18 protein-coding genes and 1 pseudogene are annotated in these 25213 nt (G+C 71.8%); 7 read left to right on the top strand and 12 right to left on the bottom strand.

All coding sequences use genetic code 11. From position 1 onward, the window contains the following. Window positions 1–13 precede the first annotated feature (13 nt). From ABT336_RS11090 to ABT336_RS11070, 5 genes are all read right to left on the bottom strand, one after another. Window positions 14–982 carry an alpha/beta hydrolase family protein gene (locus ABT336_RS11090; RefSeq protein ID WP_350896375.1) on the bottom strand — a complete coding sequence of 323 codons (969 nt, stop codon included), beginning with the start codon at window positions 980–982 and terminating at the stop codon, window positions 14–16. 144 nt (window positions 983–1126) lie between these two features. Next, complete coding sequence (locus ABT336_RS11085) at window positions 1127–2056, bottom strand: alpha/beta hydrolase family protein (protein WP_350896374.1); 930 nt, start codon at window positions 2054–2056, stop codon at window positions 1127–1129. A gap of 105 nt (window positions 2057–2161) precedes the next feature. After that, window positions 2162–3277, bottom strand: coding sequence for an acetate/propionate family kinase (locus ABT336_RS11080; RefSeq protein ID WP_350896373.1), 1116 nt, complete (start codon window positions 3275–3277; stop codon window positions 2162–2164). Beyond that, window positions 3274–5343: a phosphate acetyltransferase gene (gene pta, locus ABT336_RS11075; protein ID WP_350896372.1), complete on the bottom strand. Its 2070-nt coding sequence runs from the start codon at window positions 5341–5343 to the stop codon at window positions 3274–3276. The genes ABT336_RS11080 and pta overlap by 4 nt, the downstream gene beginning before the upstream one ends. 255 nt (window positions 5344–5598) lie before the next feature. Beyond that, entirely contained in the window at window positions 5599–6024 is a 426-nt protein-coding gene (locus ABT336_RS11070; RefSeq protein ID WP_350896371.1) for a GTPase, read from the bottom strand. Here ABT336_RS11070 and ABT336_RS11065 point away from each other — a divergent pair. Beyond that, a complete protein-coding gene (locus ABT336_RS11065; protein ID WP_502891154.1) occupies window positions 6010–8325 on the top strand; it encodes a bifunctional polysaccharide deacetylase/glycosyltransferase family 2 protein in 2316 nt (771 codons plus the stop codon). The genes ABT336_RS11070 and ABT336_RS11065 overlap by 15 nt on opposite strands. 17 nt (window positions 8326–8342) lie before the next feature. Here ABT336_RS11065 and ABT336_RS11060 read toward each other — a convergent pair whose 3' ends face one another. After that, complete coding sequence (locus tag ABT336_RS11060) at window positions 8343–9395, bottom strand: glycoside hydrolase family 6 protein (protein WP_350896370.1); 1053 nt, start codon at window positions 9393–9395, stop codon at window positions 8343–8345. A 283-nt stretch (window positions 9396–9678) separates the two neighbouring features. On the opposite strand from ABT336_RS11060, the gene ABT336_RS11055 reads away from it, so the two are divergent. Continuing rightward, complete coding sequence (locus tag ABT336_RS11055; protein WP_350896369.1) at window positions 9679–11466, top strand: SpoIIE family protein phosphatase; 1788 nt, start codon at window positions 9679–9681, stop codon at window positions 11464–11466. 67 nt (window positions 11467–11533) lie between these two features. Beyond that, window positions 11534–11968 carry an ATP-binding protein gene (locus tag ABT336_RS11050; RefSeq protein ID WP_350896368.1) on the top strand — a complete coding sequence of 145 codons (435 nt, stop codon included), beginning with the start codon at window positions 11534–11536 and terminating at the stop codon, window positions 11966–11968. A gap of 3 nt (window positions 11969–11971) precedes the next feature. On the opposite strand, the gene ABT336_RS11045 is transcribed toward ABT336_RS11050, so the two are convergent. The 5 genes from ABT336_RS11045 to ABT336_RS11025 all read right to left on the bottom strand — a co-directional run bounded on the left by ABT336_RS11045 (window position 11972) and on the right by ABT336_RS11025 (window position 18911). Next, window positions 11972–12151 carry a DUF6104 family protein gene (locus ABT336_RS11045; protein WP_350896367.1) on the bottom strand — a complete coding sequence of 60 codons (180 nt, stop codon included), beginning with the start codon at window positions 12149–12151 and terminating at the stop codon, window positions 11972–11974. Between the two features lie 75 nt (window positions 12152–12226). Then, a complete protein-coding gene (locus tag ABT336_RS11040; RefSeq protein WP_350896366.1) occupies window positions 12227–16009 on the bottom strand; it encodes a multifunctional oxoglutarate decarboxylase/oxoglutarate dehydrogenase thiamine pyrophosphate-binding subunit/dihydrolipoyllysine-residue succinyltransferase subunit in 3783 nt (1260 codons plus the stop codon). Window positions 16010–16258: 249 nt separating this feature from the next. Beyond that, window positions 16259–17086: an ABC transporter permease gene (locus tag ABT336_RS11035; protein ID WP_350896365.1), complete on the bottom strand. Its 828-nt coding sequence runs from the start codon at window positions 17084–17086 to the stop codon at window positions 16259–16261. Further along, window positions 17083–18021 carry an ABC transporter ATP-binding protein gene (locus ABT336_RS11030; protein ID WP_350896364.1) on the bottom strand — a complete coding sequence of 313 codons (939 nt, stop codon included), beginning with the start codon at window positions 18019–18021 and terminating at the stop codon, window positions 17083–17085. The genes ABT336_RS11035 and ABT336_RS11030 overlap by 4 nt, the downstream gene beginning before the upstream one ends. A 221-nt stretch (window positions 18022–18242) precedes the next feature. After that, complete coding sequence (locus ABT336_RS11025; protein ID WP_350896400.1) at window positions 18243–18911, bottom strand: hotdog fold domain-containing protein; 669 nt, start codon at window positions 18909–18911, stop codon at window positions 18243–18245. 234 nt (window positions 18912–19145) lie between these two features. Between ABT336_RS11025 and ABT336_RS11020 the strand changes: the two genes are divergently transcribed. The 4 genes from ABT336_RS11020 to ABT336_RS11005 all read left to right on the top strand — a co-directional run bounded on the left by ABT336_RS11020 (window position 19146) and on the right by ABT336_RS11005 (window position 24462). Then, the gene (locus ABT336_RS11020) at window positions 19146–19847 is read left to right on the top strand and encodes a response regulator transcription factor (protein WP_350896363.1); all 702 of its coding nucleotides are present in this window, start codon (window positions 19146–19148) and stop codon (window positions 19845–19847) included. 17 nt (window positions 19848–19864) lie between these two features. Then, on the top strand, window positions 19865–21400 hold the full coding sequence (locus ABT336_RS11015) for a sensor histidine kinase (protein WP_350896399.1): 1536 nt from the start codon (window positions 19865–19867) through the stop codon (window positions 21398–21400). A 62-nt stretch (window positions 21401–21462) separates the two neighbouring features. Then, window positions 21463–23142: a S1C family serine protease gene (locus ABT336_RS11010; RefSeq protein ID WP_350896362.1), complete on the top strand. Its 1680-nt coding sequence runs from the start codon at window positions 21463–21465 to the stop codon at window positions 23140–23142. Between the two features lie 264 nt (window positions 23143–23406). Next, a complete protein-coding gene (locus tag ABT336_RS11005) occupies window positions 23407–24462 on the top strand; it encodes a glycosyltransferase (protein ID WP_350896398.1) in 1056 nt (351 codons plus the stop codon). Between the two features lie 87 nt (window positions 24463–24549). On the opposite strand, the pseudogene ABT336_RS11000 reads toward ABT336_RS11005, so the two are convergent. Beyond that, window positions 24550–25213: pseudogene (locus ABT336_RS11000) on the bottom strand (hypothetical protein); the annotation flags it as partial.

Below are 25213 nucleotides of genomic sequence, written 5' to 3'. Positions count from 1 at the left end.
GGTCGTCGAGCCCCTACAGCTGGTCGTCGAGGGTGGCGAGGCCGTCCCGGGTGGCGCCGTCGGTCATCCGCTCGCGGGCGGCCGGGTCGCCGTACAGCGACCAGCGGAGGAACTCCACTGTGGTGCCGGAGACCACGCCCAGGGTCGCGTCGTTGGAGAGCAGCCGCCGTCCGTGGTCCCCCTCGGGCAGGCTCAGCATCGCCTTCGGCCACGGCACCTTGTCGTAGACGGCCTTGCCCGCCGTGTACTTGACGACGTCGTCGAGCTCGCCGTGGACGAACAGCTGCGGGGCAGCGGACCCGGCGAAGGCGGTACCGAACCCGATGGCGGTCCCGGCGAAGACCACCCCGGCGTCCAGCCGGTCGTCCCGGCGGGTGGTGAAGAGCCCGATGGTGGTCACCCCACCGGCGGAGTGCCCGGCCGCGGCCACCCGGCCGGTGTCCAGCCGTCCGCGCAGCGGGTCGCCGTCGGTGTCGTCGAGCGCCAGCACCTCGTCGAGGACGTACGACACGTCGGCGGGCTGGTTGAGCACGTCGAGGACGTTGCCGTCGCCGTCTCCGGAGGTGCGGGGGAAGGTGGGGGCGGCGACCACGAAACCGGCCTCGGCCCAGCGGCTGAGCAGCCCGGAGTAGTCGTCGGACCGACCGCCCAGCCCGTGGCTGAACACCACCACCGGGAACTTCCCCTTCGCGACCGGTGCACCCCGTTCCGGCTCGCCGCCGCGCTCCCCCCGGGCCGGGTACCAGACGGTGGTCGGCAGGGGGCGGTCCTCGCCCCGGCTCAGGTCGAGTCGGCGTACCCCCACCGCGTGGGTGCGGGTCGGGGCGGTGGTGGGGGAGACCTGCGGGGTCGGGGCGGCAGCCGAGGTCGGCGGAGGGGCCGTCTCGGTGGGCGCGGCGGGTGGGTCCTCCGTCGAGCAGCCCGCCGCCGTGGCGGTCAGGACGGCGGTGGTGACCAGGGCGAGGGCACGGCGACGGAACATGAGTTCGATTGTGCCCGACGCCGACCGGGTCTCCGGCCTGGCTTCGACACCGGGTCACCGTCGGATCCGCTGTGGGTCGCCGCCGCGCCCCGACCCCTGAGTGGTCCTCGGGTGCCCGAGGTCAGGACGGGGTCCGGCCCGAGGTCAGGACGGGGTCCGGCCCGGGGGCGCAGGGGGCGCGACGGGAAGGTCGAGGCGGTCGTCGAAGGCTGTGACGCCGGGGAGCCGGGCGTCCCCGGGGATCCGTCGGCCCGCCGCCGCGTCCCCGTACAGCGTCCACCGGAGGAAGTCGGTGGTGGTCGCCAGCACCTGGGAGAACCCGGGACGCCCCGGGGTGAGGTACTCGCCGTGCCCCTGCCCGAGCAGGCTGAGGAAGGCCGACGGGCCGCGTACCCGCTGGTAGGCGGCGCGACCGACGGAGGCCGTGACGATCGGGTCGGCGGAGCCGTGGACGAAGAGCGTCGGCCGGTCCGGGCCGGTGAACCCGCCGACCCGGGCCCCTCCGGCGATGACGATGCCGGAGCGCAGCCGGGGGTGGTGTCCGGCGCTGAACATGCCGGCTGTGGTGAACCCGCCGGCCGAGTGCCCGGCGGCGGCGACCCGGCGGACGTCCAGGTGCCCGGCGAGGGGGTCGTCCCGGCGGGCGTCCAACCGGACCAGGTGGCGGATCACCCGCCACCCGTCGGCCGGCTGGTGACGGACGTCCTCCCGGGAGAACCGCGCGGCGTGCCGGTTGGTGTGCGGGTAGGTGGGTGCGGCGACGACGAAACCGGCGGCGGCCCACCTGGTGGTCAGCGCGGCGTGCAACTCCGGCAGACTCCGCAGCCCGTGGCTGTAGAGGACCACCGGGAACCGCCCGTCGGCCACCTCGGTCCCCTCGGCGGGGAACCAGACGGTCACCGGCAGGGGGCGGGCCGACCCGGGATCGAGGGTGAGCGTCCGCACGCCGACGGCGTACGCCCTCTCGGGTGCCCGGATCGGCGTCGGGCTGTCACCCGGTGTGACGGTGGCCGCGCCACAGCCGCTCACCAGTGCCGACAGCAGTACCACGGCGATCAGCCGCTTGGCCCCCATGGCCTTCACGGTAGGGCCGCAGGACTCCGCGCGTTCCCACCTTCCGGTCCGGCTCCGATCATCCGCCCGGCCGGAATCACCCACCGGTACGGAAACCGTCCGACCTCACCCGTCGGCGACGACAGCCCGAGCCTGGAGGGCGATCTCCAACTCCTCGTCGGTGCCGACGACGCAGACCGCCACCTCGGCACCGGGCGGGCTGATCAGCCGGTCCCCGGTCCCGGTGTTGCGCTCCGGGTCGACCACGATGCCGAGGCGGTCCAGCCCGGCGAGGGCGGCGGCGCGGACCGGCGCGGCGTGCTCACCCACCCCGGCGGTGAAGGTGACCGCGTCGACCCTCCCCAGCAGGGCGTAGTACGCCCCCACGTACCCGGTGATCCGCCGGCAGTACACGTCGAAGGCGCCGGTGGCGGCCGGGTCGCCCCCGGCGCGGCGGGCCAGGATCTCCCGCATGTCGTTCGCCCCGGCCAGCCCCGACAGCCCGCTGCGGTGGTTGAGCAGGTCGTCGATCTCGTCGACCCCCATCCCGGCCTCGCGGCGCAGGTGGAACACGATCGCCGGATCGAGGTCACCGCTGCGGGTCCCCATCACCAGCCCCTCCAGCGGGGACATCCCCATCGAGGTGGCGACGCTGCGTCCCCCGGCGACGGCGCAGGCGCTCGCCCCGTTGCCCAGGTGCAGGGTGATCGTGTTCAGCTCCGCGTACGGGCGGTCGAGCAGTTCGGCGGTGCGCCGGGAGACGTACGCGTGCGAGGTGCCGTGGAAGCCGTACCGGCGGATGCCGTACCGCTCGGCGACCTCCCGGTCGATGGCGTACGTCGCGGCCGAGTCGGGCAGTGTGTGGTGGAACGCGGTGTCGAAGACCGCCACCTGTGCGACGTCGGGCAGGACCCGGCGGGCCTCGGCGATCCCGGCCAGGTTGGCCGGGTTGTGCAGCGGGGCGAGCGGCACCAGTTCAGCGATCCCGGCCAGCACCTCGTCGTCGACGAGGACCGGCTCGCTGAACCGCCGCCCGCCGTGCACCACCCGGTGTCCCACGGCTTCCAGCCCGGCCAGGTCCAGTCCGGCGAGGATCTCCCGGACGGCTGTGGCGTGGTCGGCGGGCCCGCCACCGGTCTCGCCGACTCGTTCGACGGTGCCCCGGTCGACGACTGTGACCCCGTCGTACAGCCGGTACTTGACCGACGACGACCCGCAGTTGAGCACGAGCACCCGGCTCACGACGCCTCCCCGTTGGCGGCCTGGATGGCGGTGATCGCCACGGTGTTGACGATGTCGGGCACCGTCGCGCCTCGGGACAGGTCGTTGACCGGGCGGTTGAGACCCTGCATGACGGGGCCGACGGCGACCGCCCGAGCGGAGCGCTGCACCGCCTTGTAGGTGTTGTTGCCGGTGTTCAGGTCCGGGAAGACGAAGACAGTGGCCCGGCCGGCGACGGTGCTGTCGGGCAGTTTCGTCCTCGCCACCTGCGGGTCGATCGCGGCGTCGTACTGGATCGGCCCCTCGACCAGCAGCTCCGGGCGGCGTTCGCGGACCAGGGCGGTGGCCGCCGCGACCTTCTCCACGTCGGCTCCGGCTCCGGAGCTTCCGGTGGAGTACGACAGCATCGCCACCCGGGGTTCGATGCCGAACCGGGCGGCGGTGTCGGCGGAGGAGATGGCGATGTCGGCGAGCTGGGCGGCGTCCGGGTCGGGGTTGACCGCGCAGTCGCCGTAGACCAGGACCCGGTCGGCGAGGAGCATGAAGAAGACGCTGGAGGCGACGGACAACCCCGGCACCGTACGAATGATCTCGAACGCCGGGCGGATGGTGGCGGCTGTGGTGTGGGTGGCCCCGGAGACCATTCCGTCGGCGTACCCGGACTGCACCATCATCGTGCCGAAGTAGTTCGGCTGGGCGACGACGTCGAGGGCCAGGTCGACTGTGACCCCCCGGTGGGCCCGCAGCTGCGCGTACGCCTCGGCGAACTCGTCCCGTCGTGGGTCGGTCACCGGGTCGACGACGGCCGCCGCCCCGATGTCGACGCCCAGTTCCCTGGTACGCCGGGCCACGTCGTCGGGTCGGCCGAGCAGGGTCAGGTCGGCAACGCCCCGGCGGAGCAGGATCTCGGCCGCCCGCAGGATCCGCTCGTCGGTCCCCTCCGGCAGGACCAGGTGGCGACGGCGGGCGCGGGCCCGGTCGATCAGGTCGTACTCGAACATCAGCGGGGTGACCCGGGCGGATCGGGTGACGGCGAGTCGCCGGGCCAGTTCGTCGGTGTCGACGTTGGCCTCGAACGCCCCGAGCGCCGCCTCCACCTTGCGGGGGTTGGCGGTGGTGGGGCGCCCCTCGATCCGGCTGGACGCGGCCACGGTGTCGTAGCTGTCGCTGGTCACCCCGAGCACCGCGAGACCGGTGTTCAGCCCCTGGAACAGGCGCATCGCCCGGGGGTCGGGCTGCTCGCCGAGGGTGAGCACCAGTCCGGCCACCGAGACCTGACCCGCCACGTGGGCGGCGCTCGCCGCCACCAGCAGGTCGTCCCGGTCGCCGGGGGTGATGACCAGGCAGCCGTCGGTGAGGTGTTGCAGCAGGGTCGGCACGTGGGCGGCCCCGACGACGTAGTCGAGGACGTCCCGGCCGAGGGCGGCGTCGTCCCCGGCGAGCAGTGTGGCGTCGAGCGCGGCGGCGACCTCGGCCACCGTCGGCGCGGACACGGCCGGCACCTCGGGGATCGCGTACGCGGGCACCGGCAGGTCGGGCATGGTCATCGGCTCGGGCACCCGGTTCGCCACGACCGCCAGGACGGTCGCACCGAGGTCCACCAGATCGTGGTACGCCCCTCGGGCCGCCGCCGCGATCGCCTCCGGTGACTGGCCGTACCCGTCGACGACGGGGACCACCACGCTGCCGAACTCGGTGGCGAGGCGGGCGTTGAAGGCCAGTTCGCGGGGAGCGCTGCCGTCACCGGCGTCGGCGAAGTCGCTACCCACCACCACGACGGCCGGCGACTGCCGCTCGACCGATCGGTAGCGCGCGACGATCCGGGAGATCAGTTCTTCCCGCCGTCCGTCTGCAACCAGCGCTGTGGCCTCGGCATAGGTGGTCCCGGTCGGGTCGGTGGCGGTAACGTCCACCCGGTAACGCTCGCTGAGCAGGGTCAGGATGGGGTCCGGGCGGGTGTCGGAGACCAGCGGTCTGAACACGCCGATCCGCTCGACCTGGCGGGAGAGCAGTTCGGCGAGACCGAGGGCGATCGTCGACTTTCCTCCGCCGGAACCGACGCTGGTGAGGTAGACGCTGCGGGCCACCCGGCCAAAGCTACTAGGTCCACTTGGTTGCTGCCCGACAACCAACTCTGGGCGGGTTGCGCCCGTTTTCCCATGTCAGACGGGACACAGCGAGGCAACATGAAAGTTGCTCACGTTTACACTCGCCCAGGTGGAGGGACCAACACAGATCATTCCTGTCGCACCGGAGCCGCCCCCCGTCTTCGTCGATCCCAGTGGACGTCGACGTCGGTGGCTGCGCCGGACCGCCTACTTCCTGGGCCTGGCGGGGGTGGCCTACACCGCGATGGTCGGCGTCAGCTTCGCCGGTGGACCCGTCCGCCCCGAGACGATCATTCCGTTCGTCGAGCCCGTCGAGGAGGAGTGGAAGCCGCCGCCCACCCCGTCGGCCAGCCCCACCCCCTCGCCCTCCCCGTCACCCACCCGCGTCACGCCACCCCTGCAACCGGTCGCCCCCTCCTCCTCCACCACCCCGCCGGCTGCCCCCTCCACCAGCGCCACGTCGGCCGCCCCCTCCCCGACCCCCTCCCGCACGGTGCCGCCGACCAGCGGGCGACCGAGCGGCACGCCGTCGCGTACCCCTCCCCGTACCGGGTCCCCGTCGGCCACCCCGTCGCCGGCCTCCCCGACGGCCTCGCCGTCGCCCTCGCCGTCGCCGACCACACCGAGTGAGGCACCCGCCCCCTGATGAACCATCCCCACCCGCCCGGTCCCCCCGGGCAGCAGCCGCCCGTCCCGACCGACCGCGTACGCCAGCACGTCCGGCCCAGCGCGGCGGCTCGCGCCCGGCGGTACGTCCCCCGTCCGAGCTGGACGGTCTACGCGATGGTCTTCGTCCTCCTCGGCGGCATCCTCTTCGTCCAGGCGTACGCCAACGGATCGTTCATCCCCGACTACCGGGCGGAGAACACCTTCGGCAGCGGCCAGGACGAGGTCCCCGACGTGATCCTGGACGGGGGGCCGATCATCAACACCACCGCCGACCGCCCCCAGTCCTACAGCCTGCCGGCCCGGACGGTCGTGCTCACCTTCGACGACGGCCCCGACGAGCGGTGGACCCCCGAGGTGATGCGGGTGCTGGACAAGCACCAGGTGCCCGGGACCTTCTTCGTCCTCGGCAACCAGGTGGTCCGCAACCCCGACATGGTCCGGGACCTGGCCGAGAACGGGCACGAACTCGGGGTGCACACCTTCACCCACCCCCACCTCACCCAGATCCCCGAGTGGCAACGGCGGATGGAGTACACCCAGACCCAGCTCGCCATCGCCGGGGCCACCGGGGTCCGGACCAACCTGCTGCGCTTCCCCTACTCATCCCGGCCCGACGCCGTGGTCAACCAGGACTGGCCGCTGCTGCAACAGGCCGGGGAACTCGGATACCTGACCGTCGTCAACGACCTGGACAGCCGGGACTGGGAGCGGCAGGGCCCCGAGGGCATGATCGAGCGGACCATCCCCCCGGGCTACTCCGGGGCGGTCACCCTCTGGCACGACTCCGGGGGTGACAGGTCCCAGACCGTCGAGGCCCTGGACCGGTACATCCCGCTGATGAAGGAGCGCGGGTACACCTTCACCACTGTCAGCGAGGGGCTGAACCGGGCCCTGGTCGAGGCCGGGGTGAACGGCCCCACCGCCGGCCCGGTCGAGGCGACCGCCGGGGAGCGCTGGCGCGGCCAGATGCTGATCATGGCGGTCCGCGCCGCCGACGTCACCTTCGTCCTCTTCGGGGTGCTCTTCGTCCTGGTCGGGGTGCTCACCATCGGCCGCACGGCGCTGCTGTTCATCCTGGCCCTGCGGCACGCCCGCAAACGACGGCGCAAGGACTTCGCCTGGGGGCCTCCGGTCGTCGAACCGGTCTCGGTGATCGTGCCCGCCTACAACGAGAAGGAGGGGATCGCGGCGGCGGTCCGCTCCCTGGCCCTCGGCGACCATCCGGGCGGCATTGAGGTGGTGGTGGTCGACGACGGGTCGACCGACGGCACCGCCGACATCGCCGCCGGACTCGGCCTGCCCAACGTCCGGGTGGTTCGCAAACCCAACGGCGGCAAACCGAGCGCGCTCAACACCGGCGTGGCACTGGCCCGGCACGACCTGATCGTCATGGTCGACGGGGACACCGTCTTCGAACCCGACGCGGTCCGCCGCCTGGTCCAGCCCTTCGGCGACCCCCAGGTGGGTGCGGTCGCCGGCAACGTCAAGGTCGGCAACCGGCGCAGCATGATCGCCAAGTGGCAGCACATCGAGTACGTCATCGGGTTCAACCTCGACCGACGCCTCTACGAGACGCTGCGCTGCATGCCCACCATCCCGGGAGCGATCGGGGCCTTCCGCCGGGAGGCCCTGGAGTACGCCGGGGGGATGACTGACGAGACGCTGGCCGAGGACACCGACGTCACGATGGCCCTCGGCCGGGCCGGCTGGAAGGTCGTGTACGAGGAGGGCGCCCGCGCCTGGACCGAGGCCCCGACCAGCCTCGGACAGTTGTGGAAGCAGCGTTACCGGTGGAGCTACGGCACCATGCAGGCCATGTGGAAGCACCGGCGTTCGGTGCTCGACAAGGGCTCCTCCGGCCGGTTCAGCCGCCGCTGCCTGACCTTCCTGACAGTGTTCGGGGTCGTGCTCCCGCTGGCCGCCCCGGTCATCGACCTGCTCGCCATCTACGGCCTGGTCTTCCTGGACCGGAAGGCGACGGCGTTGGCCTGGCTGGCCATGCTCGGGTTGCAGTTCCTCACCGCGATCGTGGCGTTCCGCCTCGACAAGGAGAAGCTCGGCGTCCTGTGGGTCCTGCCGTTGCAGCAGTTCGTCTACCGTCAGTTGATGTACCTGGTGCTGCTCCAGTCGGTGGTCACCGCCCTCACCGGCGGGCGGCTGGGCTGGCAGAAGCTCAAACGCACCGGCCTGCAGGGGAGCGGGATGACCGGCGGCACCCCCGGCCCGCAACCCCAGGCACCCCGCTCGGCCATCCCGGCCGGTGGTTTCCCGGTCGGCCGGACCCCGCGCTGACCCGCCCCGGCCGCCGACTAGTCGGAGGCGCGCTCGGCGAGCCCGAGCGCGTACTCCGGCCACCACGCGCCGATCTCCGGCTCACCCGGTCGGCACGCGCCGTCGGACTCACCCGGGTACTTGATCCAGAGCAGGGCGTCGACCCGGTCCAGTCCGGTGTCGGTGGTGGGCTGCGCACCGAGCGCCCGCCCCGGCGGATTGCACCAACTCGGTGCGTCCCGGACGGTCTCGCGCGGGTGCGGGCCGTTGCCGTTGCGGCTGGTGTCGATCACGAACGGGACGGATCCGCCCAACGCGTCGGAGATCCGGTGGCCGTAGGTCACGTTCTCCGGCGTACCGACGAAGTTGGCGACGTTGAGGGCGAACCCGTCGGCCTCGGCGATGCCGGCACCGCGCAGGGCCGAGGCCAACTGGGCGCCGTCCCTGACCCAGCCCGGGTGCCCGGCGTCCAGGTAGACGCGGGCGCTGCCGGTGCTCTTGAGCACCTCGACGGCGTCGCGCAGCAGGGCCAGCCGACCGTCGACATCGTCGACGCACCTGTCGACAGCGTCCGGGATCGCCCCCGGCTCCAGGATCACAGTGACCGGCCGCCCCTTCACCCCACTGGCGAGCCTGCGGATCCAGTCCTGGTACGCCCCGGCCGACTCCGCACCCCCGTAGCCCTGCCGACCACAGTCTCGCTGCGGCAGGTTGTGGGTGACCAGCACCGGCGTCTGCCCGGCGCGACTCGCCCCGGCCAGGAAACGCGACACCTCGTCGGTGACCGCGTCGGAGTCCCCGACCAGCCACCGGGCGGTCGGCCGGGTGCTGATCAGCCGCAACGCGGCCGCGTCGTCGCCGCGCCCCTCCCGCTCCCACTCGGTGACCTGCCAGGCCGCCGCGCCACGCGGGTCGACGTAGTAGATCGGGGGCAGGGAGACAGTCGAGCGGGCGGTGACGGGGGTGTTCCCAGTGGTCTGCCCGGCCGCGTCGGCACCGCATCCGGCGAGGAGTACGGTCAGTGCGGCCCCGGCCAACAGAGCGTTCCTGGCGGGCGGGGTGGCGCGGGAGGAGCGGCGGGGCAGAGGCACGGCGACACGCTACCCGCTGAACCTGCCCGGGTGAACGCCTCCTGCCGGAGGAATCCGCCCTGGTGGCCGCCGTCCGAGGGGTCCGGGCGCCGCCGCCGAGCGGCACGACGCTGCCGACGGTCGTTCCTTACCGTGGGCCGTAGACTCCGTGGAGTCCGGGCCCGACCGGTGCCGGCAGGCCACTGTCGTCGTGGCCCCCACCGTCGTCGCGGGTGACGGCGGGGGTTGCGGGTGACGGCGGGCTTCGCAGTGGCGACGAGATGTGGTTCGGCGGGGAGGTGGCGTGGTCGCGGGCGGCGATGTGGGTGAGGCCGGGCGGTTGGCGGCGCTCGGCGCGACGCGGTTGGACTCGTCGCCCGACTCGTCCTTCGACCGTTTCGCGGGTCTGGTGGCGCGGGTCCTGTCGGCACCTGTGGCGTTGGTGTCCCTGGTCGGCGTGGACAGGCAGTTCTTCCCCGGTGCGGTGGGGCTCGCCGAGCCGTGGCAGGAGCATCGTCAGACGCCGCTGTCGCACTCGTTCTGCCAACGGGTGGTCACCTCCGGCGAGCCGCTGGTCGTGACGGACGCCCGCGCCGACGAGCGGGTGTGCGACAACCCGGCGATCGAGGACCTGCGGGTGGTGGCGTACGCGGGGATGCCGTTGACCGACGAGGCCGGGCAGATCCTGGGCTCGCTCTGTGTCATCGACGACAGTCCTCGGGAGTGGACCGCCGACGAGCTGTCGATGCTGGCGGACCTGGCCATGGTCTGCTCGGCCAGTCTGCAACTGCGGATCGCCGCGACCGTCGCCCAGAAGGCGCTGCTGGGCCAGCACGAGGCGCAGGCCGCCGCCCAGGAGTTGGCGGGTCGACTCGACCTGGCGTTGCGACGCAGCCAACTGCTCCTCGCGGCGAGCCACGAGTTCACCGGCACGGTGACGATGGCCGACGTCATCGCGGCGGCCCACCGGCTGATGTGCGGGGAGTTCCAGGCCGTCCACGTGAGCCTCGCCCTGCTGGAGCCGGGGGGCCGGATCCAGGTGTACGGCGTCGACGACCTCTCCGGCCCGGTGCTCGACAGGTTCCACGTCGACGACAAGACCCCCTCCGCCGACGTGCTCCGCACCGGCCGGCCGTTGTTCCTTGAGAACCCGGCGGAACAGGTGGCGGCGTACCCGTACCTCGACGCGGTGGTGGAGGCGACCGGGTGGCAGGCGGTGGGGTTCGTTCCGCTGCGCGGACCGGGCAAGACGCTCGGGACGTTGAACATCGGGTGGGCCCAGCCCTATCCGGTCCCCGTCGAGGAACAGACGGTCATCGTGGGGGTCGCCGGCTACGTGGCGCAGGCGGTACAACGCGCCAGGCACCTCACCGATCGGGTCCAGGCCGCCGCGACCCTGCAACAGGCGATGCTCACGCCGTTGGCCACCGTCGAACACCTGCACGTCACCGCCCGGTACCAACCCGCACACAGCCTGGACCAGGTCGGTGGTGACTGGTACGACGCGGTGGCCACCGGAGACCGGTCGCTGAGCCTGGTCATCGGGGACGTCACCGGCCACGACCTGCACGCTGCCGCTCAGATGGGACAGCTGCGGTCGATGCTGCGCGGCTACCTGGTAGACCGGCACGAGCCCCCCTCGGCGCTGCTGCGCCGCCTCGACGCGGCAAACATGGCGCTGGACGTACGCAGCATCGCCACCGCCGTCGTCGCGCACGTCACCCGGACCCACGACGACGTCGTCGAACTGAGCTGGTCCAACGCCGGGCACCCGCCCCCGCTCGTCATCCAGCCCGACGGGACCGTCGCGACCCTCCACGGCCGGGACGTCCTGCTCGGTGCCACGCTCCGCGCCCACCGGACCACCCGGCAGACCACCCTGCGCCCCGGCGCGACGCTCCTGCTGCACACCGACGGACTCCTCGAACGTCGCGACCTGGACCACGATGTGGTGAACGCCCAGCTGCACGCCGTGCTGTCCGCCCACGCCACCGCCACCGTCGACGAACTGGTCGACACCGTGCTGGCCACGGTCCCCGCCCCAGACCACGAGGACGACATCGCCCTGCTGGCCCTCCGGGTGCCGGAGTGACCACGAACGGCACCACACCGACCAGGCGATCCCGCTGCCCCGGTGACACCGACACCGAGGGACTGCCATGACCGACGGCGAAGACACGCTCTCCGACCAGACGGCCCTGCTCTCGTTGGCCTTCGACACCAGCACCGTCACCACGCTGCGACACGAGGTCACCCGGCTGGCGTTGGCCGCCGGACTCCACGACGACCGGCTCGACGACTTCGTCATCGCCGTCAACGAACTCGTCATCAACGCCGTCGCGCACGGCGGCGGACGCGGCCACCTGCACCTCGACCGCGTCGGTGTGAACCTGATCTGCCGGGTCACCGACCAGGGTGGCACCGCCCACCTCACCCCACCCGACCACGTGCCCAGGCCGACGGCGGTCGGCGGTCGGGGACTGTGGCTCGCCGACCACCTCGCCGACTCCGCCACCTTCGCCAGTCACCCCGGCGGGCTCACCGCCACCATCACCATGGCCACCGCCGGCCCCTGGCCGGCCGAACTCCCCTGATCCCTACTCGTCGTCGTCCTCGTCGGAGCGGGCGAGCCAGGTGGCGAAGCGTTCGATCGGGGTCTCGAACTCGGGGTTGAGGTCGACGAAGTCACGCAGCCGCTCGCCGATCCACTCCAGGGTGACCTCCTCGCCGCCCCGGCGCTGGACCAGCTCCTCGATGCCACGGTCGGTGAAGTACATGGGATCTCTCCTCGAACAGGCCGCTGGGGCGGGTCACCGTCTCCGGCGACCCGCCCCAGCGTCGGTAAACGGCCGTCAGGGCCGGGGAAGGGCGGCGTCGAGCAGGGTGGCCTGCTCGACCTCGTGCATCTTCGCCGAACCGACCGCCGGGGCGGCGGCGGCAGGGCGGGAGATGCGGCGCAGTCGTACCTCGCTGAGGTGCTCCAGGAGGTTGAGCGCCACGAACGACCAGGCACCCTGGTTGGCCGGCTCCTCCTGGACCCAGGCGAAGTCCTCGGCGTTCGGGTACGCGCCCAGGGCGGCCCGGATCTCCTCGACCGGCAGCGGGTAGAGCTGCTCGATCCGGATGATCGCGGTGTCGGTGACGCCCCGCTCCTGACGGGCCTGGAACAGGTCGTAGTAGACCTTGCCCGAGCAGAGCAGGACCCGCTTGACCTGCTCGGCCGGGGGAGCGGCGGTGTCGGCCAGCACCGGGGCGAAGGTGCCGGTGGTGAAGTCCTGCACCGACGAGACGCAGAGCCGGTGCCGCAGCAACGACTTCGGCGTGAACACCACCAGCGGCTTGCGCTTGGGCGACAGGGCCTGGCGACGCAGCAGGTGGAAGTAGTTCGCCGGGGTGCTCGGAACGGCCACCCGCATGTTGTCCTCGGCGCACATCTGGAGGAACCGCTCCGGCCGACCGGAGGTGTGGTCCGGCCCCTGGCCCTCGTGGCCGTGCGGCAGCAGGAGGGTGACGGCGGAGCGCTGGCCCCACTTCACCTCCCCGGAGGAGATGAACTCGTCGATGACCGACTGGGCGCCGTTGACGAAGTCGCCGAACTGCGCCTCCCAGCAGACCAGGGCGTTGATGTTCTCCACCGAGTAGCCGTACTCGAAGCCCATCGCCGCGTACTCGCTGAGCAGCGAGTCGTGCACGAAGAACCGGGACCGTTCCCCGTCGGCGGTCAGCGACTTCAACGGCAGGTAGTCGTCGCCGGTCTCGGCGTCCACCACCGACGCGTGCCGCTGGACGAAGGTGCCCCGGCGGGAGTCCTGCCCGGCGAGCCGGACGGTGACCCCGTCGTTGAGCAGCGCGCCGAAGGCGATGATCTCGCCGAAGCCCCAGTCGATGTTGCCGTCGAGGGACATCTTGGCCCGCCGGTCGAGCAGCTGCTGGATCCGCTTGTGCGGGGTGAAGCCCTCCGGCAGGTTGACGTGCGCCTCGCCGATGGCCTTGACCACCTCGCTGCTGGTGGCGGTCTCCACCTCCGGCTCCGGCTGTACCTCGGGGCGCTGGCGGGCCGGCTGCTTGGGCACCGAGGCAGCGTCCCGGGTGGCCTTGAAGACCCGCTCCAGCTGGGACTGGTAGTCCCGCAGCAGCTCCTCGGCGTCCTCCACGGTGATGTCGCCCCGGCCGATCAGCTCCTCGGTGTAGAGCTTGCGGACGGACCGCTTCGAGTCGATGATCTTGTACATCTGCGGGTTCGACATCGAGGGGTCGTCACCCTCGTTGTGCCCGCGCCGCCGGTAGCAGACCAGGTCGATCACGACGTCCTTGTTGAACGCCTGGCGGTACTGGAAGGCGAGCCGGGCGACCCGGACCACTGCCTCGGGGTCGTCGCCGTTGACGTGGAAGATCGGCGCCTGGATCATCCGGGCCACGTCGGTGCTGTAGAGGCTGGACCGGCTGTACTCCGGGGCGGTGGTGAAGCCGACCTGGTTGTTGACCACCACGTGGACGGTGCCGCCGGTGCGGTAGCCGCGCAGCTGGGACAGGTTGAGGGTCTCGGCGACCACTCCCTGCCCGGCGAAGGCGGCGTCACCGTGCACCGCCAGCGGCAGCACGGTGTAGCCCTCCAGCTTCAGGTCGATCCGGTCCTGCTTGGCCCGGACGATGCCCTCGAGCACCGGGTCCACGGCCTCCAGGTGCGACGGGTTCGCCACCACGGAGACCTTGACCGAGCTGTCGCCGTCCGGAGTGGTGAACTTGCCGTTCTGCCCGAGGTGGTACTTCACGTCACCGGAGCCCTGCGTGGAACGCGGGTCCAGGTGCCCCTCGAACTCGGAGAAGATCTTCTCGTACGGCTTGCCGACGATGTTGGCCAGCACGTTGAGCCGACCCCGGTGGGCCATGCCGATGACGACCTCGTCCAGCCCGCCCTCGGCGGACGCCTCCAGGACCTCACCGAGCAGCGGGATCAGGGACTCGCCGCCCTCCAGCGAGAACCGCTTCTGGCCGACGTACTTGGTCTGGAGGAAGGTCTCGAAGGCCTCGGCGGCGTTGAGCCGGTTGAGCACGTGCTTCTGCTCGTCGGCCGGGGGCTTCTCGTACCCGTGCTCGATCCGCTCCTGGATCCAGCGGCGCTCCTCCGGGTCCTGGATGTGCATGTACTCCACGCCGACCCGGCGGCAGTACGAGTCGCGCAGGACCCCGAGGATCGACCGGAGCTTCATCCGCTTCTTGCCGGCGAAACCGTTGACCGGGAAGCTGCGGTCCAGGTCCCACAGGGTCAGCCCGTGCTGGAGGACGTCCAGATCCGGGTGCTTGCGGATCGTGAACTCCAGCGGGTCGGTGTCGGCCATCAGGTGGCCGCGCACCCGGTACGCGTGGATCAGCTCGTGCACCCGGGCGGTCTTGTTGATCTGACCCTCGGAGTTGACGGCCACGTCCCGCATCCAGCGCACCGGCTCGTACGGGATGCGCAGCGAGGTGAAGATCTGGTCGTAGAACCCGTGCTCGCCCAGGATCAGTTCGTGCATCACCTTGAGGAACTCGCCGGACTGCGCACCCTGGACGATCCGGTGGTCGTACGTGCTGGTCAGCGTGATGATCTTGCTGACCGCCAGCTCCGCCAGGGTCTCCTCGCTCATGCCCTGGTACGGCGCCGGGTACTCCATCGCGCCGACGCCGATGATGGCGCTCTGCCCCTGCATCAGGCGGGGGATCGAGTGGACGGTGCCGATGCCGCCCGGGTTGGTCAGCGAGATCGTGGTGCCCGAGTAGTCGTCCATGGTCAGCTCGTTCTTGCGAGCCCGCCGGACCACGTCCTCGTACGCCTGCCAGAACTGGCGGAAGTCCATCTGTTCGCAGCCCTTGATGGACGGCACCACGAGGGTGCGGCTGCCGTCCGGACGGGCCAGGTCGATGGCGATGCCCAGGTTGACGTGGGCCGGGCGGACCATCGTCGGCTTGCCGTCGGTCTGCGCGAAGGAGTTGTTCATCTCCGGGTGCTCGACGAGCGCCCGGATCATCGCGTACCCGATCAGGTGGGTGAAGCTGACCTTGCCGCCCCGCCCCCGGGCGAGGTGGTTGTTGATCACGATCCGGTTGTCGACGAGGAGCTTGGCCGGGACGGCCCGGACGCTCGTCGCGGTCGGCACGCTCAGCGAGGCGTCCATGTTCTGGACGATCTTGGCGGCCACCCCGCGCAACGGGACGGTCTGCGGTTCGCCGCTCGTCGGCTTCGCCGGGGTGGCCCTGCCGTTCTGGGACTTGGCGGCGTCAGCCTTCGGAGCGGCCTTCACCGGCGCGCTCTTCGCGGGGGCGGTCTTGGCCGGTGCGCTCTTCGCCGGGGCGGCCTTCTCGGCGGTGCCGGAGGCCGGGGTCGTCTCCGACGCGGCAGCGGTCGGCTCGGCCTTCTTCGCCGGGGCAGGGGGCTGCTGCCGGCTCTCGGACTGCGGTTGGCCCTCCGACTTCGGCGCTCCGGCCGACTTCTTCTGGCCGTCGGCACCCGGCCGGTAGTCGGCGAAGAAGTCGTGCCAGGCCGGGTCGACGCTGTTGGGATCGGTGAGGTAGCGCTGGTACATCTCCTCGACGATCCACTCGTTCGGGCCGAAACCCGCCAGTGGGTTCTCCTGCGACGTTTGCTGGGTCGACACGGCCGGTAATCGCCTCTTTCACGCGGGTTTGTGTGTCACGCGGTGTCCGTTGCACCCGATTCGACAGGCACGGGACGTGTCCCAGGCTACGCCGTACAAGACCGCCTGGCATTTCCGCCTCCGAGCCGTGGCCGGTTTCACAGAAGATGCCAGAAGTTCACCAAACCCTGCGTGTTCGGTCGTTTGCTGATAAGCGACGTCGGCCGGGCCCCACGGGCCCGGCCGACGTCGGCGTCCTGCGTGGACCCGTTAGGAGATGTCCCGCTTACGGGTGATCAGGATGCCGGCCGCGCCGGTGACCAGGGCGTAGCCGACAAGCACCAACGCACCCACCCACCAGGCAGGCAGCATCGGTGACTCGATGCTGTTGACCATCACACTGGAGGCGACGGACGGCATGACGACCTGCCACTTCATCACCGCGTCGCTCTCCAGCCAGGTGGAGAGCAGGAAGAAGAACAGCCCCGCGACCTGGGTGCCGATCAGGTAGACCACCGCCGAGGTGACCACCGCGCCGATCTGGTTGGTGATCAGCGTCCCGACCCCGATGCCCAGGACCGTCCAGATGGCGTACGCGAGCAGGTTGAACAGGATCGCCCGCTGTACCTCCCACTCCCCGAGCTGGGTGCCGAAGTCGTTGAAGCTCAGGAAGGCGGCCCCGGCGACCAGGACGATGATCGTGGTCACCAGCCAGAACCCGAACCCGATCAGGCTCGCGGCGGCCAGCTTGCTGAAGATCACACTGGTCCGCTTGGGCGTGGACAGGAACGTGGTGGTGGCGGTCTGGTGGAAGAACTCGTTGGTGACCATCAGCACACCGATCAGCATCACGAAGAGCAGACCGAAGTACTGACCCGAGGTGTAGATGTTGGCGGCCTGACCGACGACGTCCTGCTGGGCCGCCGCCTCCTCCGGCGGCAACGCCGCCAGTTCGGTGCCGTCACCGGTGAGGGTGAGGTGCGCCAGCCAGGAGTTGACCACCAGGGCCAGCGCGGTCGCCACCAGGGCACCCAGCGCCAGCCACAACCAGGCGGCGGTCGTACGGATCTTGAGCAGCTCGGATCGGACGAGGTTCATCGGATGCCCGCCTTTCCGGCCGTCAGCTCCAGGAAGACCCGCTCCAGGTCGGGGCGTTCCGGGGTCAGTTCGTGTAGTTCCGCCTGCACGGCGAGGGCAGCCTGGCCGACGACCGGAGGCTCCAGACCGGAGACCAGGAGGACACCCTGCTCGTCGACGTCGACCGTGGCCCCCTGCTCGCGCAGGGTCTTGGCCAACTGCTCGGCCTGCGGGGTACGCACCCGGATCCGGGCACCCTGGGTCATCGCGCCGAGGACCTGCTGGACCGGTCCCTGCCGGACCAGCTGGCCGGCGGCGATGATCACCACGTCGTCGGCGAGCAGCTGCATCTCGGAGAGCAGGTGGCTGGAGACCAGGACGGTCCGCCCCTCGGTGGCGAGGGTCTTCAGGAACCCGCGCATCCACCGGATGCCCTCCGGGTCGAGGCCGTTGGCCGGCTCGTCGAGCACCAGGACCCGAGGGTCACCGAGCATCGCCGCGGCGATGCCCAGCCGCTGCTTCATGCCCAGGGAGTAGCCCTTGAACTTGCGCTTCGCCGCCGGGGTCAGACCCACCAGCTCCAACACCTCGTCGGCCCGGTGCTTCGGCAGGCCGCCGGCGGCGGCGATCACCCGAAGGTGGTTGACGCCGGTCCGCCCCTTGTGCGCGCTCGACGCCTCCAGCACCGCGCCGACGTGGCTCAACGGGTGGGTCAGGTCCGCGTACCGCTGACCGCCGATGGTCGCCGAACCGGAGGTCGGGGTGACCAGGTTCAACAGCATCCGCAGGGTCGTGGTCTTGCCGGCACCGTTGGGGCCGAGGAAGCCGGTCACCCGCCCCGGTTCCACGGTGAACGACAGGTCGTTGACCGCCCTGACGTTCTTGTACTGCTTCGTCAGGCCGGACACCACGATCTGACCGCTACCGGTGGTGGGGCTTCGCTGCCCGTCAGGCATCTCTCTCCTCTCCTGCGGGACGCAACGGCTCGGTGCCGGTTCCGCCCGGGGTGGAACACAGGAATCTTTCAGGTCAGTGTGACCGCAGGTCTCAACGTCGTACCAAGCCTGCCCTGGTCGGGAGGGAAATCAATCAGACGCGGTCGGGAGATCCGACTCCACCTTCGGCAGGACGGCACCGGGGACGGTCCTCCCCAGGAAGGAGGAGCACGAGAGGAAGATCACCCGGCGGGCAGGGCGATCCAGGTGGCCCGGGCGTGACCGAGAAGGGTGCCGTCCGGGGCGTACAGGGCCGAGCTGACCTGCGCCTTACGCCCGGAGACCGCCTCGACCAGGCCGGTCACCACGCACTCGTCGCCGGTTGCGGGGAGCCCGGTCAGCACCGTGGCGATCCGGCCGAGCACGTACGGCCGACCGGGGCCGATCACCGCCCAGCCGCCCGGACAGTCCAGCGCCGCCCAGACCGTGGCGTCGGTGACCCCCGTCGGCACGTGCCACGGCGCGGCGGTCCGCCCGTCCGGCAGCCGCCCCGGGAAGATCCGCAACCCTCCCGGGTGGGCCGGGCCGCAGACGTAACAGCCCGGAAAGGGGTGGTCCACCAGCCCCGGGTACGCCGAGGCGGCGGCCCGCGCCCGTACGCCGTCGACCGGACCCACCGCCGCAGCGAACGTGGCCACCTGACGGACCTCGGCGACGACCAGCCCCTCCGGATCGTGGATCTCCGTCGCTCCGGCGGCCCCCGCCACGGCGGTCAACGGGGTCTCCAGCGGTGGCGGTCGGCGCAGTGTCACCTCGACCGGCCCGTCCCCGGCCACCCGGGCGAAGACCCCGGCACTCCATCCGCCGTTGCCCGAACCCGGGGGACCGACGTACCGCCGCTCTATGATCATCGTCACCTCCGCAGTCGCCCGGCCGGTCGCCGGTCCGCCCTGGCAGCCTGCCACGTCGTCGCTGGTACCGGTTCTCGTCGACGACGACCGGTGCGGGTCCGCCGGATCGCCGAGACGGCGGGCGGTCGGCCCCGTCGACCCACCCGGTGCCCGTCCGGAACCACCGGGCCGGGTCTCAGGGTGTTTTCAGGAACCCCTCAGCATCGCCGCAGGCGCGTCCCGCATGATGACCGCATGGCCGCAACCCAGACCGAGGCGCGACTTCTCGTCGTGGAGGACGACCCGAACATCCTCGAACTGCTCTCCGCGAGCCTGCGCTTCGCCGGCTTCGACGTCGCCACCGCGACAAGCGGCAGCGCCGCGCTGACGGCGGCGCAGGACCATCGGCCCGACCTGGTGGTCCTCGACGTCATGCTCCCGGACCTGGACGGCTTCGAGGTCATCCGGATGATGCGCGAGGGCGGCACCCGGACCCCTGTGGTGTTCCTGACCGCCCGGGACGCCACCGACGACAAGATCCGGGGGCTCACCCTCGGCGGCGACGACTACGTCACCAAGCCGTTCAGCCTGGAGGAGTTGACCGCCCGGATCCGGGCGGTGCTGCGCCGGACCACCACCGGCGAGCACGCTCCCTCCCGGCTCACCTTCGCCGACCTGGAGTTGGACGAGGAGACCCACGAGGTGCACCGGGCCGGTCAGCGGGTGCAGCTCTCCCCGACCGAGTTCAAGCTGCTGCGGTACCTGATGCTCAACGCCAACCGGGTGCTCTCCAAGGCGCAGATCCTCGACCACGTGTGGAACTACGACTTCCGGGGCGACGACAACATCGTCGAGTCGTACATCTCGTATCTGCGGCGCAAGGTGGACACCACCCAGCCCCGCCTGATCCACACGCTCCGGGGGGTCGGGTACGTGCTGCGCAAGCCGGCAGCGTGAACCCCTACCAGCAGAGCATGGTGCGGCTGCGGGGGGTCCCGCTCCGCGTCAAGCTGATCGCGGCGGTACTCCTCCTGGTGGCCGCCGCCCTGTTGGTGATCAGTTCGCTGACCACGTTCTTCCTCCGCACCTACCTCGTCGACCAGGTCGACGCCGAGCTGCACTCCTCCGCCCGCAACGTCGAGATCGCGGTCGCCGCCCAGCAGGTCAGCCGGTTCAAGTTCCCCACCGACTACCTCGTGGTGGTCACCGACCCGGCCACCGGCCTGACCGACAGTTGGGGCTACGACGAGCAACGGTTCACCGAGGCGGACCTGCCGCCCTGGCCGGGTGACACCGCCGGGTTCGAGCGACTGGCCGGAGAGCCGTTCACTGTCAAGGCGCAGGGCAGCGAGGTGTCCTGGCGGATGCTCTACACCGAGCTGCCCAACGGGCAGTGGGTGGCCATCGGCCAACACCTCACCGACGCCGACCGGGCCGTCACCCGGCTGATCTGGATCGACCTCCTGGTCGGCGGGGCGGTCCTGGTCATGCTCGCCTCGATCGGGGCGGCGATCGTCCGGACCAGCCTCAAACCCCTGATGGAGATCGAACAGACCGCCGCCGCCATCGCCGGGGGTGACCTCAGCCGCCGGGTGCCCGACCCGGAGGAGGGGCAGGTGTACGCCACCAGCGAGCTGGGACGGCTCTCCCGGGCGCTGAACGTGATGCTCGCCCAGATCGAAGCCGCCTTCACCGCCCGGGCCGCCTCGGAGATCGCCGCCCGGTCGGCAGAGGTCGGTGCCCGGGATGCGGCCCTGGCCGCCCAGGCCTCCGAGGCCCGGGCCCGCCGGTCCGAGGAGCGGATGCGGCAGTTCGTTGCTGACGCCTCCCACGAACTGCGTACCCCGCTGACCACGATCCGGGGCTTCGCCGAGCTGTACCGGCAGGGCGCGGCCCGCACCCCCGAGGAGACCGCCGGCCTGTTGCGCCGGATCGAGGACGAGGCGGCCCGGATGGGGCTGCTCGTGGAGGACCTCCTGCTGTTGGCCCGGCTGGACCGGGAACGCCCGCTCTCCCTGGCCCCGGTGGAGCTGCCGGTCCTGGCCGGTGACGCGGTGCAGGCCGCCCGCGCGGTCGCCCCGGACCGACGGATCGACCTGGAGATCGCCCCCGGATCCGGGCCGTTGGTGGTCCTCGGTGACGACGCCCGGCTCCGCCAGGTGATCGGCAACCTGATGACCAACGCCCTCACCCACACCCCGGCCGAGGCCCTGGTCACCCTGCGGCTGCGGGCCGAGCCGGGGGACCAGGCGGTCATCGAGGTGGTCGACACCGGCCCGGGACTCTCCCCGGAGCAGTCCGACCGGGTCTTCGAGCGTTTCTACCGGGCCGACGCGGCCCGGACCCGACGAGCCGGCGGGGTCACCGGCACCGGTCTGGGGCTGGCCATCGTGGCCGCTCTGGTCGCCGTACACCAGGGAACCGTCGAGGCGGGGGAGACTCCTGGAGGCGGTGCCACGTTCCGGGTCCGGCTGCCGCTGGCCCCGACCGGGGCCGACGAGGTGGACTGACTTTCAGGAAACATCCAGGTCGATTCCAGGCGGATCGCAGTGCGGCGGGGAAAGGTGTAGTCATGACCGAGTACGAGTCCGACCCGCAGCGGCGGCCGGCAACCGACGCCGAGCCGTCGCACCACGATGCCGAGCTGCCCCGGGTCGCACCCGGGCACTCCGACCCGGCCTCCGCCGGGTCCGCCCCCGGCGCTCCGGCCGCCGGTGCCCCGTCTCCGTCCTACGGTCCCTCCGGTGACGCCGGAGCGGACACCACTCCCATCCGCACCGAGCCCGGCGACGGTCGGCCCGGCCCGTACACCGGTTCGGGCCAGTCCGGCCCGTACGCGGGGTCGGGTCAGCCCGGCCCTGGCCCGTCCGGTCCGTACGCCGGTTCGGGTCAGCCCGGCCCTGGCCAGTCCGGTCCGTACGCCGGTTCGGGTCAGCCCGGGGCTGGGCAGTCGGGGCCGTACGCCGGGTCGGGCCACTTCGGTCCGGGGCAGTCCGGGCCGTACGCGGGGTCGGGGCCGGTCGGCGGGGGCAGGCCGTCCGCCGACGACGCGTACCGGCCGGGGGGTCAGCAGACGTCGACTCCGCCGTACCCGACCTCCGGGGCGTACCCGGGTCCGTGGCAGCCCGGCGGCCAGCACCCGCAGCCGGGCCACCCCGGCTACGGCCCGACGGGTCAGCCCGTCCCGCCCTGGGCACAGAACCACGGGCCCGCGCAGCGGCGGCCCAACCGGGCGGCCCGGTACGTCGTCGCCGGGGTCGTGGTGATGGGTCTGATGTTCGGCTCCGGCGTGACCGGCGGCGCGCTCGCGCTCGGCCTCAGCGACGGGTCGGGTGGCAGCCGTACCTTCTCCGCCGCTCCCGTGATCAACAGTGCCGACCTGCCCAAGATCGCCGCTGCGGTCCAGGACAGTGTGGTCTCCATCGCCACCGACAGCGGGGAGGGATCCGGGGTGATCCTGACCGGCGACGGATACGTCCTGACCAACAACCACGTCGTCGCCTCCGCCCGGACCGTGACTGTCACCTTCGCCGACGGCAAGACGGCCCAGGCCAACGTGGTCGGCACCGACCCGAAGACGGACCTGGCGGTGGTCAAGGCCGACGGGGTCAGCGATCTCAAGGCGGCGACCTTCGGCGACAGCGACGCGATGCAGGTCGGCGACCAGGTGCTCGCCCTGGGCAGCCCGCTGGGTCTGCAGGGTTCGGTGACCTCCGGCATCGTCAGCGCCCGGGACCGCACCATCCGGGCCGGCAGCCAGCAGGACCCGCAGCAGGGCGCGTCCTCCATCGCCGGGTTGCTCCAGACCGACGCGCCGATCAACCCGGGCAACTCCGGTGGGGCCCTGGTCAACACCAGGGGCGAGGTGATCGGCATCAACACCGCGATCGCCACCGCCGGACAGAGCAGCGGCAACATCGGCGTCGGCTTCGCCATCCCCAGCAACAAGGCCAAGGACGTCGCGGAGAAGCTCCAGCGCGGCGAGAAGATCAGCCACCCCAGCCTCGGGGTGAGCGTGGCCGGGGCCCAGAACGGTGGCGCGTTGGTCTCCTCGGTGCTGCCGGGCAGCGCCGCCGAGCAGGCCGGCCTGCGGCAGGGTGACGTGATCACCCGTTTCGGGGACACGACGGTCAACGACTCCAGCGACCTGGTCGGCGCGGTCCAGGCGCGCAAGGTCGGTGACCGGGTCGAGGTGCGGTACCAGCGCGACGGCGCCGAGAACTCGGTGACCGTGACGCTCACCGAGTCGTAGTTCGACGCGGACCGTCCCCTGACCGGGCGGCGGGTGACAGGCCGAGGGGGTCGGCCTGTCACCCGCCGCCTTCTTGCCGGCACCCCCGTCGCCCGCCGCCTTCTCGTCGGCACCTCGTCGTCCCGCCGCCGCACCGGGTGGCGTTTACCGCAGCCGAACCCGGGAAAGCGGCCGGTCACGCGTTCAGGGGACCAACGGGGAGGACTCGTGACCGCACACCATCGTCAGTCCGGTGCGTCGCCGGGGCGACCGCTGCGGATCGCGATGGTGGTGCCGCCGTGGTTGTCGGTGCCACCGCCCGGGTACGGCGGCCTGGAGCAGGTGGTCGCCGCGCTGGTGAGCGCCCTGACCGGACACGGGCACGCGGTGACCCTCTTCGGGGCCGGGGTGGAGCACGGCACCCCGGCGGCGTTCGTCTCCACCGAGGCGCAGCTCCAGTTCGACAGGCTCGGTGAGTCACTGCCCGAGCTGGCCCACCTGGCCCGGGTCAACCAGCTCGTCGACCCGGCCGACTTCGACGTGGTGCACGACCACACCACGATCGGGCCGCTGGTCGCCGGCCGACGGTCGGTGCCCACCGTGGCGACAGTGCACGGCAACCCGGTCGGCGAGTACGGCACGGTGCTCAGCGACACCGACCACGGAGTCGGACTCGTCGCGATCTCACACGCCCAACGCCGCTCCAACCCCGCACTCCCGTGGGTCGGTACGGTGCACAACGCCCTCGACATCGCGGAGATACCGCACAAGTCCCGGCCGAGTACCGGGGCGGTGCTGTGGCTGGCCCGGTTCAGTCCGGACAAGGGCCCGGAGCTGGCGATCCGGGCCGCGCGGGCGGCCGGTCTGCCGCTGGTCCTCGCCGGCAAGTGCAACGAGCCGGCCGAGCGGCGGTACTACGAGCAGGTGATCGAGCCGATGCTCGACTCCGACGTGACAGTGGTGTTGAACGCCGACCGGGCGACGGCGCTGGGGCTGCTGGTCGAGGCGCGTTGCCTGATCATGCCGATCCAGTGGGCGGAGCCGTTCGGCATGGTCATGGTGGAGGCGATGGCCACCGGTACGCCGGTGGTGGCCCTCGACCGGGGTGCCGTGGCGGAGCTGATCCGGCCCGGGCTGACCGGGGTGGTCTGCGCCGACCCTGTCGAGTTGCCCACGGCGTTGCAGGAGGTGACGCGGATGGATCCGGCGGCCTGTGTGGCGCACGTGGCGGAGAACTTCTCCACCGAACGGATGGCGCTCGGCTACGAGGCCGTGTACCGGGAGTTCATCGGGGCTGGGGCGGCCCCGGCCCGGGAACCGCTTCCGCTGACCCGTCCCTGACCACCGACGTCCTGACCACCGGCCCGTCCCCGACCACCGACGTCCTGACCACCGGCCCGTCCCCGACCCGGGCCGGGGCGGGGCCGGTCAGCGGGGTGCGGTGGCCAGGTCGGCGAAGGCGGCGTCGAGTTGGTTGGCGTACCGCGAGGTGATGCTGCCCTCCCGTCGCCGTTCGGCGACCTTCCCCCGGGCCTCGGCTACCGACCCGGCCAGCGACTCCTGGTCGCCGGCGCTCAGGTTCCGCAACAGGTTGCGCAGGTCGGTGCCGACGTCACCGCGAATCTGTCCGGCTGCCACGCCCTCGTCGATGAGCTGGTCGACCCGGGCGGCCGGGTCGACCGGCTGGGGCGCGGGGGACCGGCCCGGCGGCGACGAGGTGGGCTGGCGGGTGGCCGACGGCGGCGACGGTGGCGGGGACGCGGTCGGCGGCGCCTCGGTGGCGTCGGGTTCGGCGGTGTCGGTGGGGCGGGGCGACGGTGCGGCGGTCGGATCCGACGTCGACGTCGACGTCGGCGAGGGGCCGGCCTCCGGCGGCGGCTGCGGCACCGGCTGGGTGGTCGGCAGCGCCGTCGTCGGCGTCGGGTCCGGGTCGGAGTCCGAGGTGAGCATCGGGACGAGCACCGCCGCCCCGACGACCAGGACCGCCCCCACCGCGAGCACCACGGACCGGCGACGCGGCGACCGCCGTTCGGAGGCGACGTTCGGGTCCGCTCCGTCGGGGGTCCCAGGCGACCGGTCGTCGTCCCGGGTG

The organism is Micromonospora sp. NPDC000207, from assembly GCF_040300925.1.
Taxonomy (GTDB): domain Bacteria; phylum Actinomycetota; class Actinomycetes; order Mycobacteriales; family Micromonosporaceae; genus Micromonospora.
This window is presented reverse-complemented; position numbering and strand designations above follow the sequence as displayed.

Bases quoted from the DNA above. Each gene is read 5' to 3' on its own strand.
- ABT336_RS11090 (WP_350896375.1), bottom strand. From the start codon at position 982: ATGTTCCGTCGCCGTGCCCTCGCCCTGGTCACCACCGCCGTCCTGACC.
- ABT336_RS11085 (WP_350896374.1), bottom strand. From the start codon at position 2,056: ATGGGGGCCAAGCGGCTGATCGCCGTGGTACTGCTGTCGGCACTGGTG.
- ABT336_RS11065 (WP_502891154.1), top strand. From the start codon at position 6,010: ATGAACCATCCCCACCCGCCCGGTCCCCCCGGGCAGCAGCCGCCCGTC.
- ABT336_RS11050 (WP_350896368.1), top strand. From the start codon at position 11,534: ATGACCGACGGCGAAGACACGCTCTCCGACCAGACGGCCCTGCTCTCG.
- ABT336_RS11045 (WP_350896367.1), bottom strand. From the start codon at position 12,151: ATGTACTTCACCGACCGTGGCATCGAGGAGCTGGTCCAGCGCCGGGGC.
- ABT336_RS11035 (WP_350896365.1), bottom strand. From the start codon at position 17,086: ATGAACCTCGTCCGATCCGAGCTGCTCAAGATCCGTACGACCGCCGCC.
- ABT336_RS11030 (WP_350896364.1), bottom strand. From the start codon at position 18,021: ATGCCTGACGGGCAGCGAAGCCCCACCACCGGTAGCGGTCAGATCGTG.
- ABT336_RS11025 (WP_350896400.1), bottom strand. From the start codon at position 18,911: ATGATCATAGAGCGGCGGTACGTCGGTCCCCCGGGTTCGGGCAACGGC.
- ABT336_RS11020 (WP_350896363.1), top strand. From the start codon at position 19,146: ATGGCCGCAACCCAGACCGAGGCGCGACTTCTCGTCGTGGAGGACGAC.
- ABT336_RS11015 (WP_350896399.1), top strand. From the start codon at position 19,865: ATGGTGCGGCTGCGGGGGGTCCCGCTCCGCGTCAAGCTGATCGCGGCG.
- ABT336_RS11010 (WP_350896362.1), top strand. From the start codon at position 21,463: ATGACCGAGTACGAGTCCGACCCGCAGCGGCGGCCGGCAACCGACGCC.
- ABT336_RS11005 (WP_350896398.1), top strand. From the start codon at position 23,407: ATGGTGGTGCCGCCGTGGTTGTCGGTGCCACCGCCCGGGTACGGCGGC.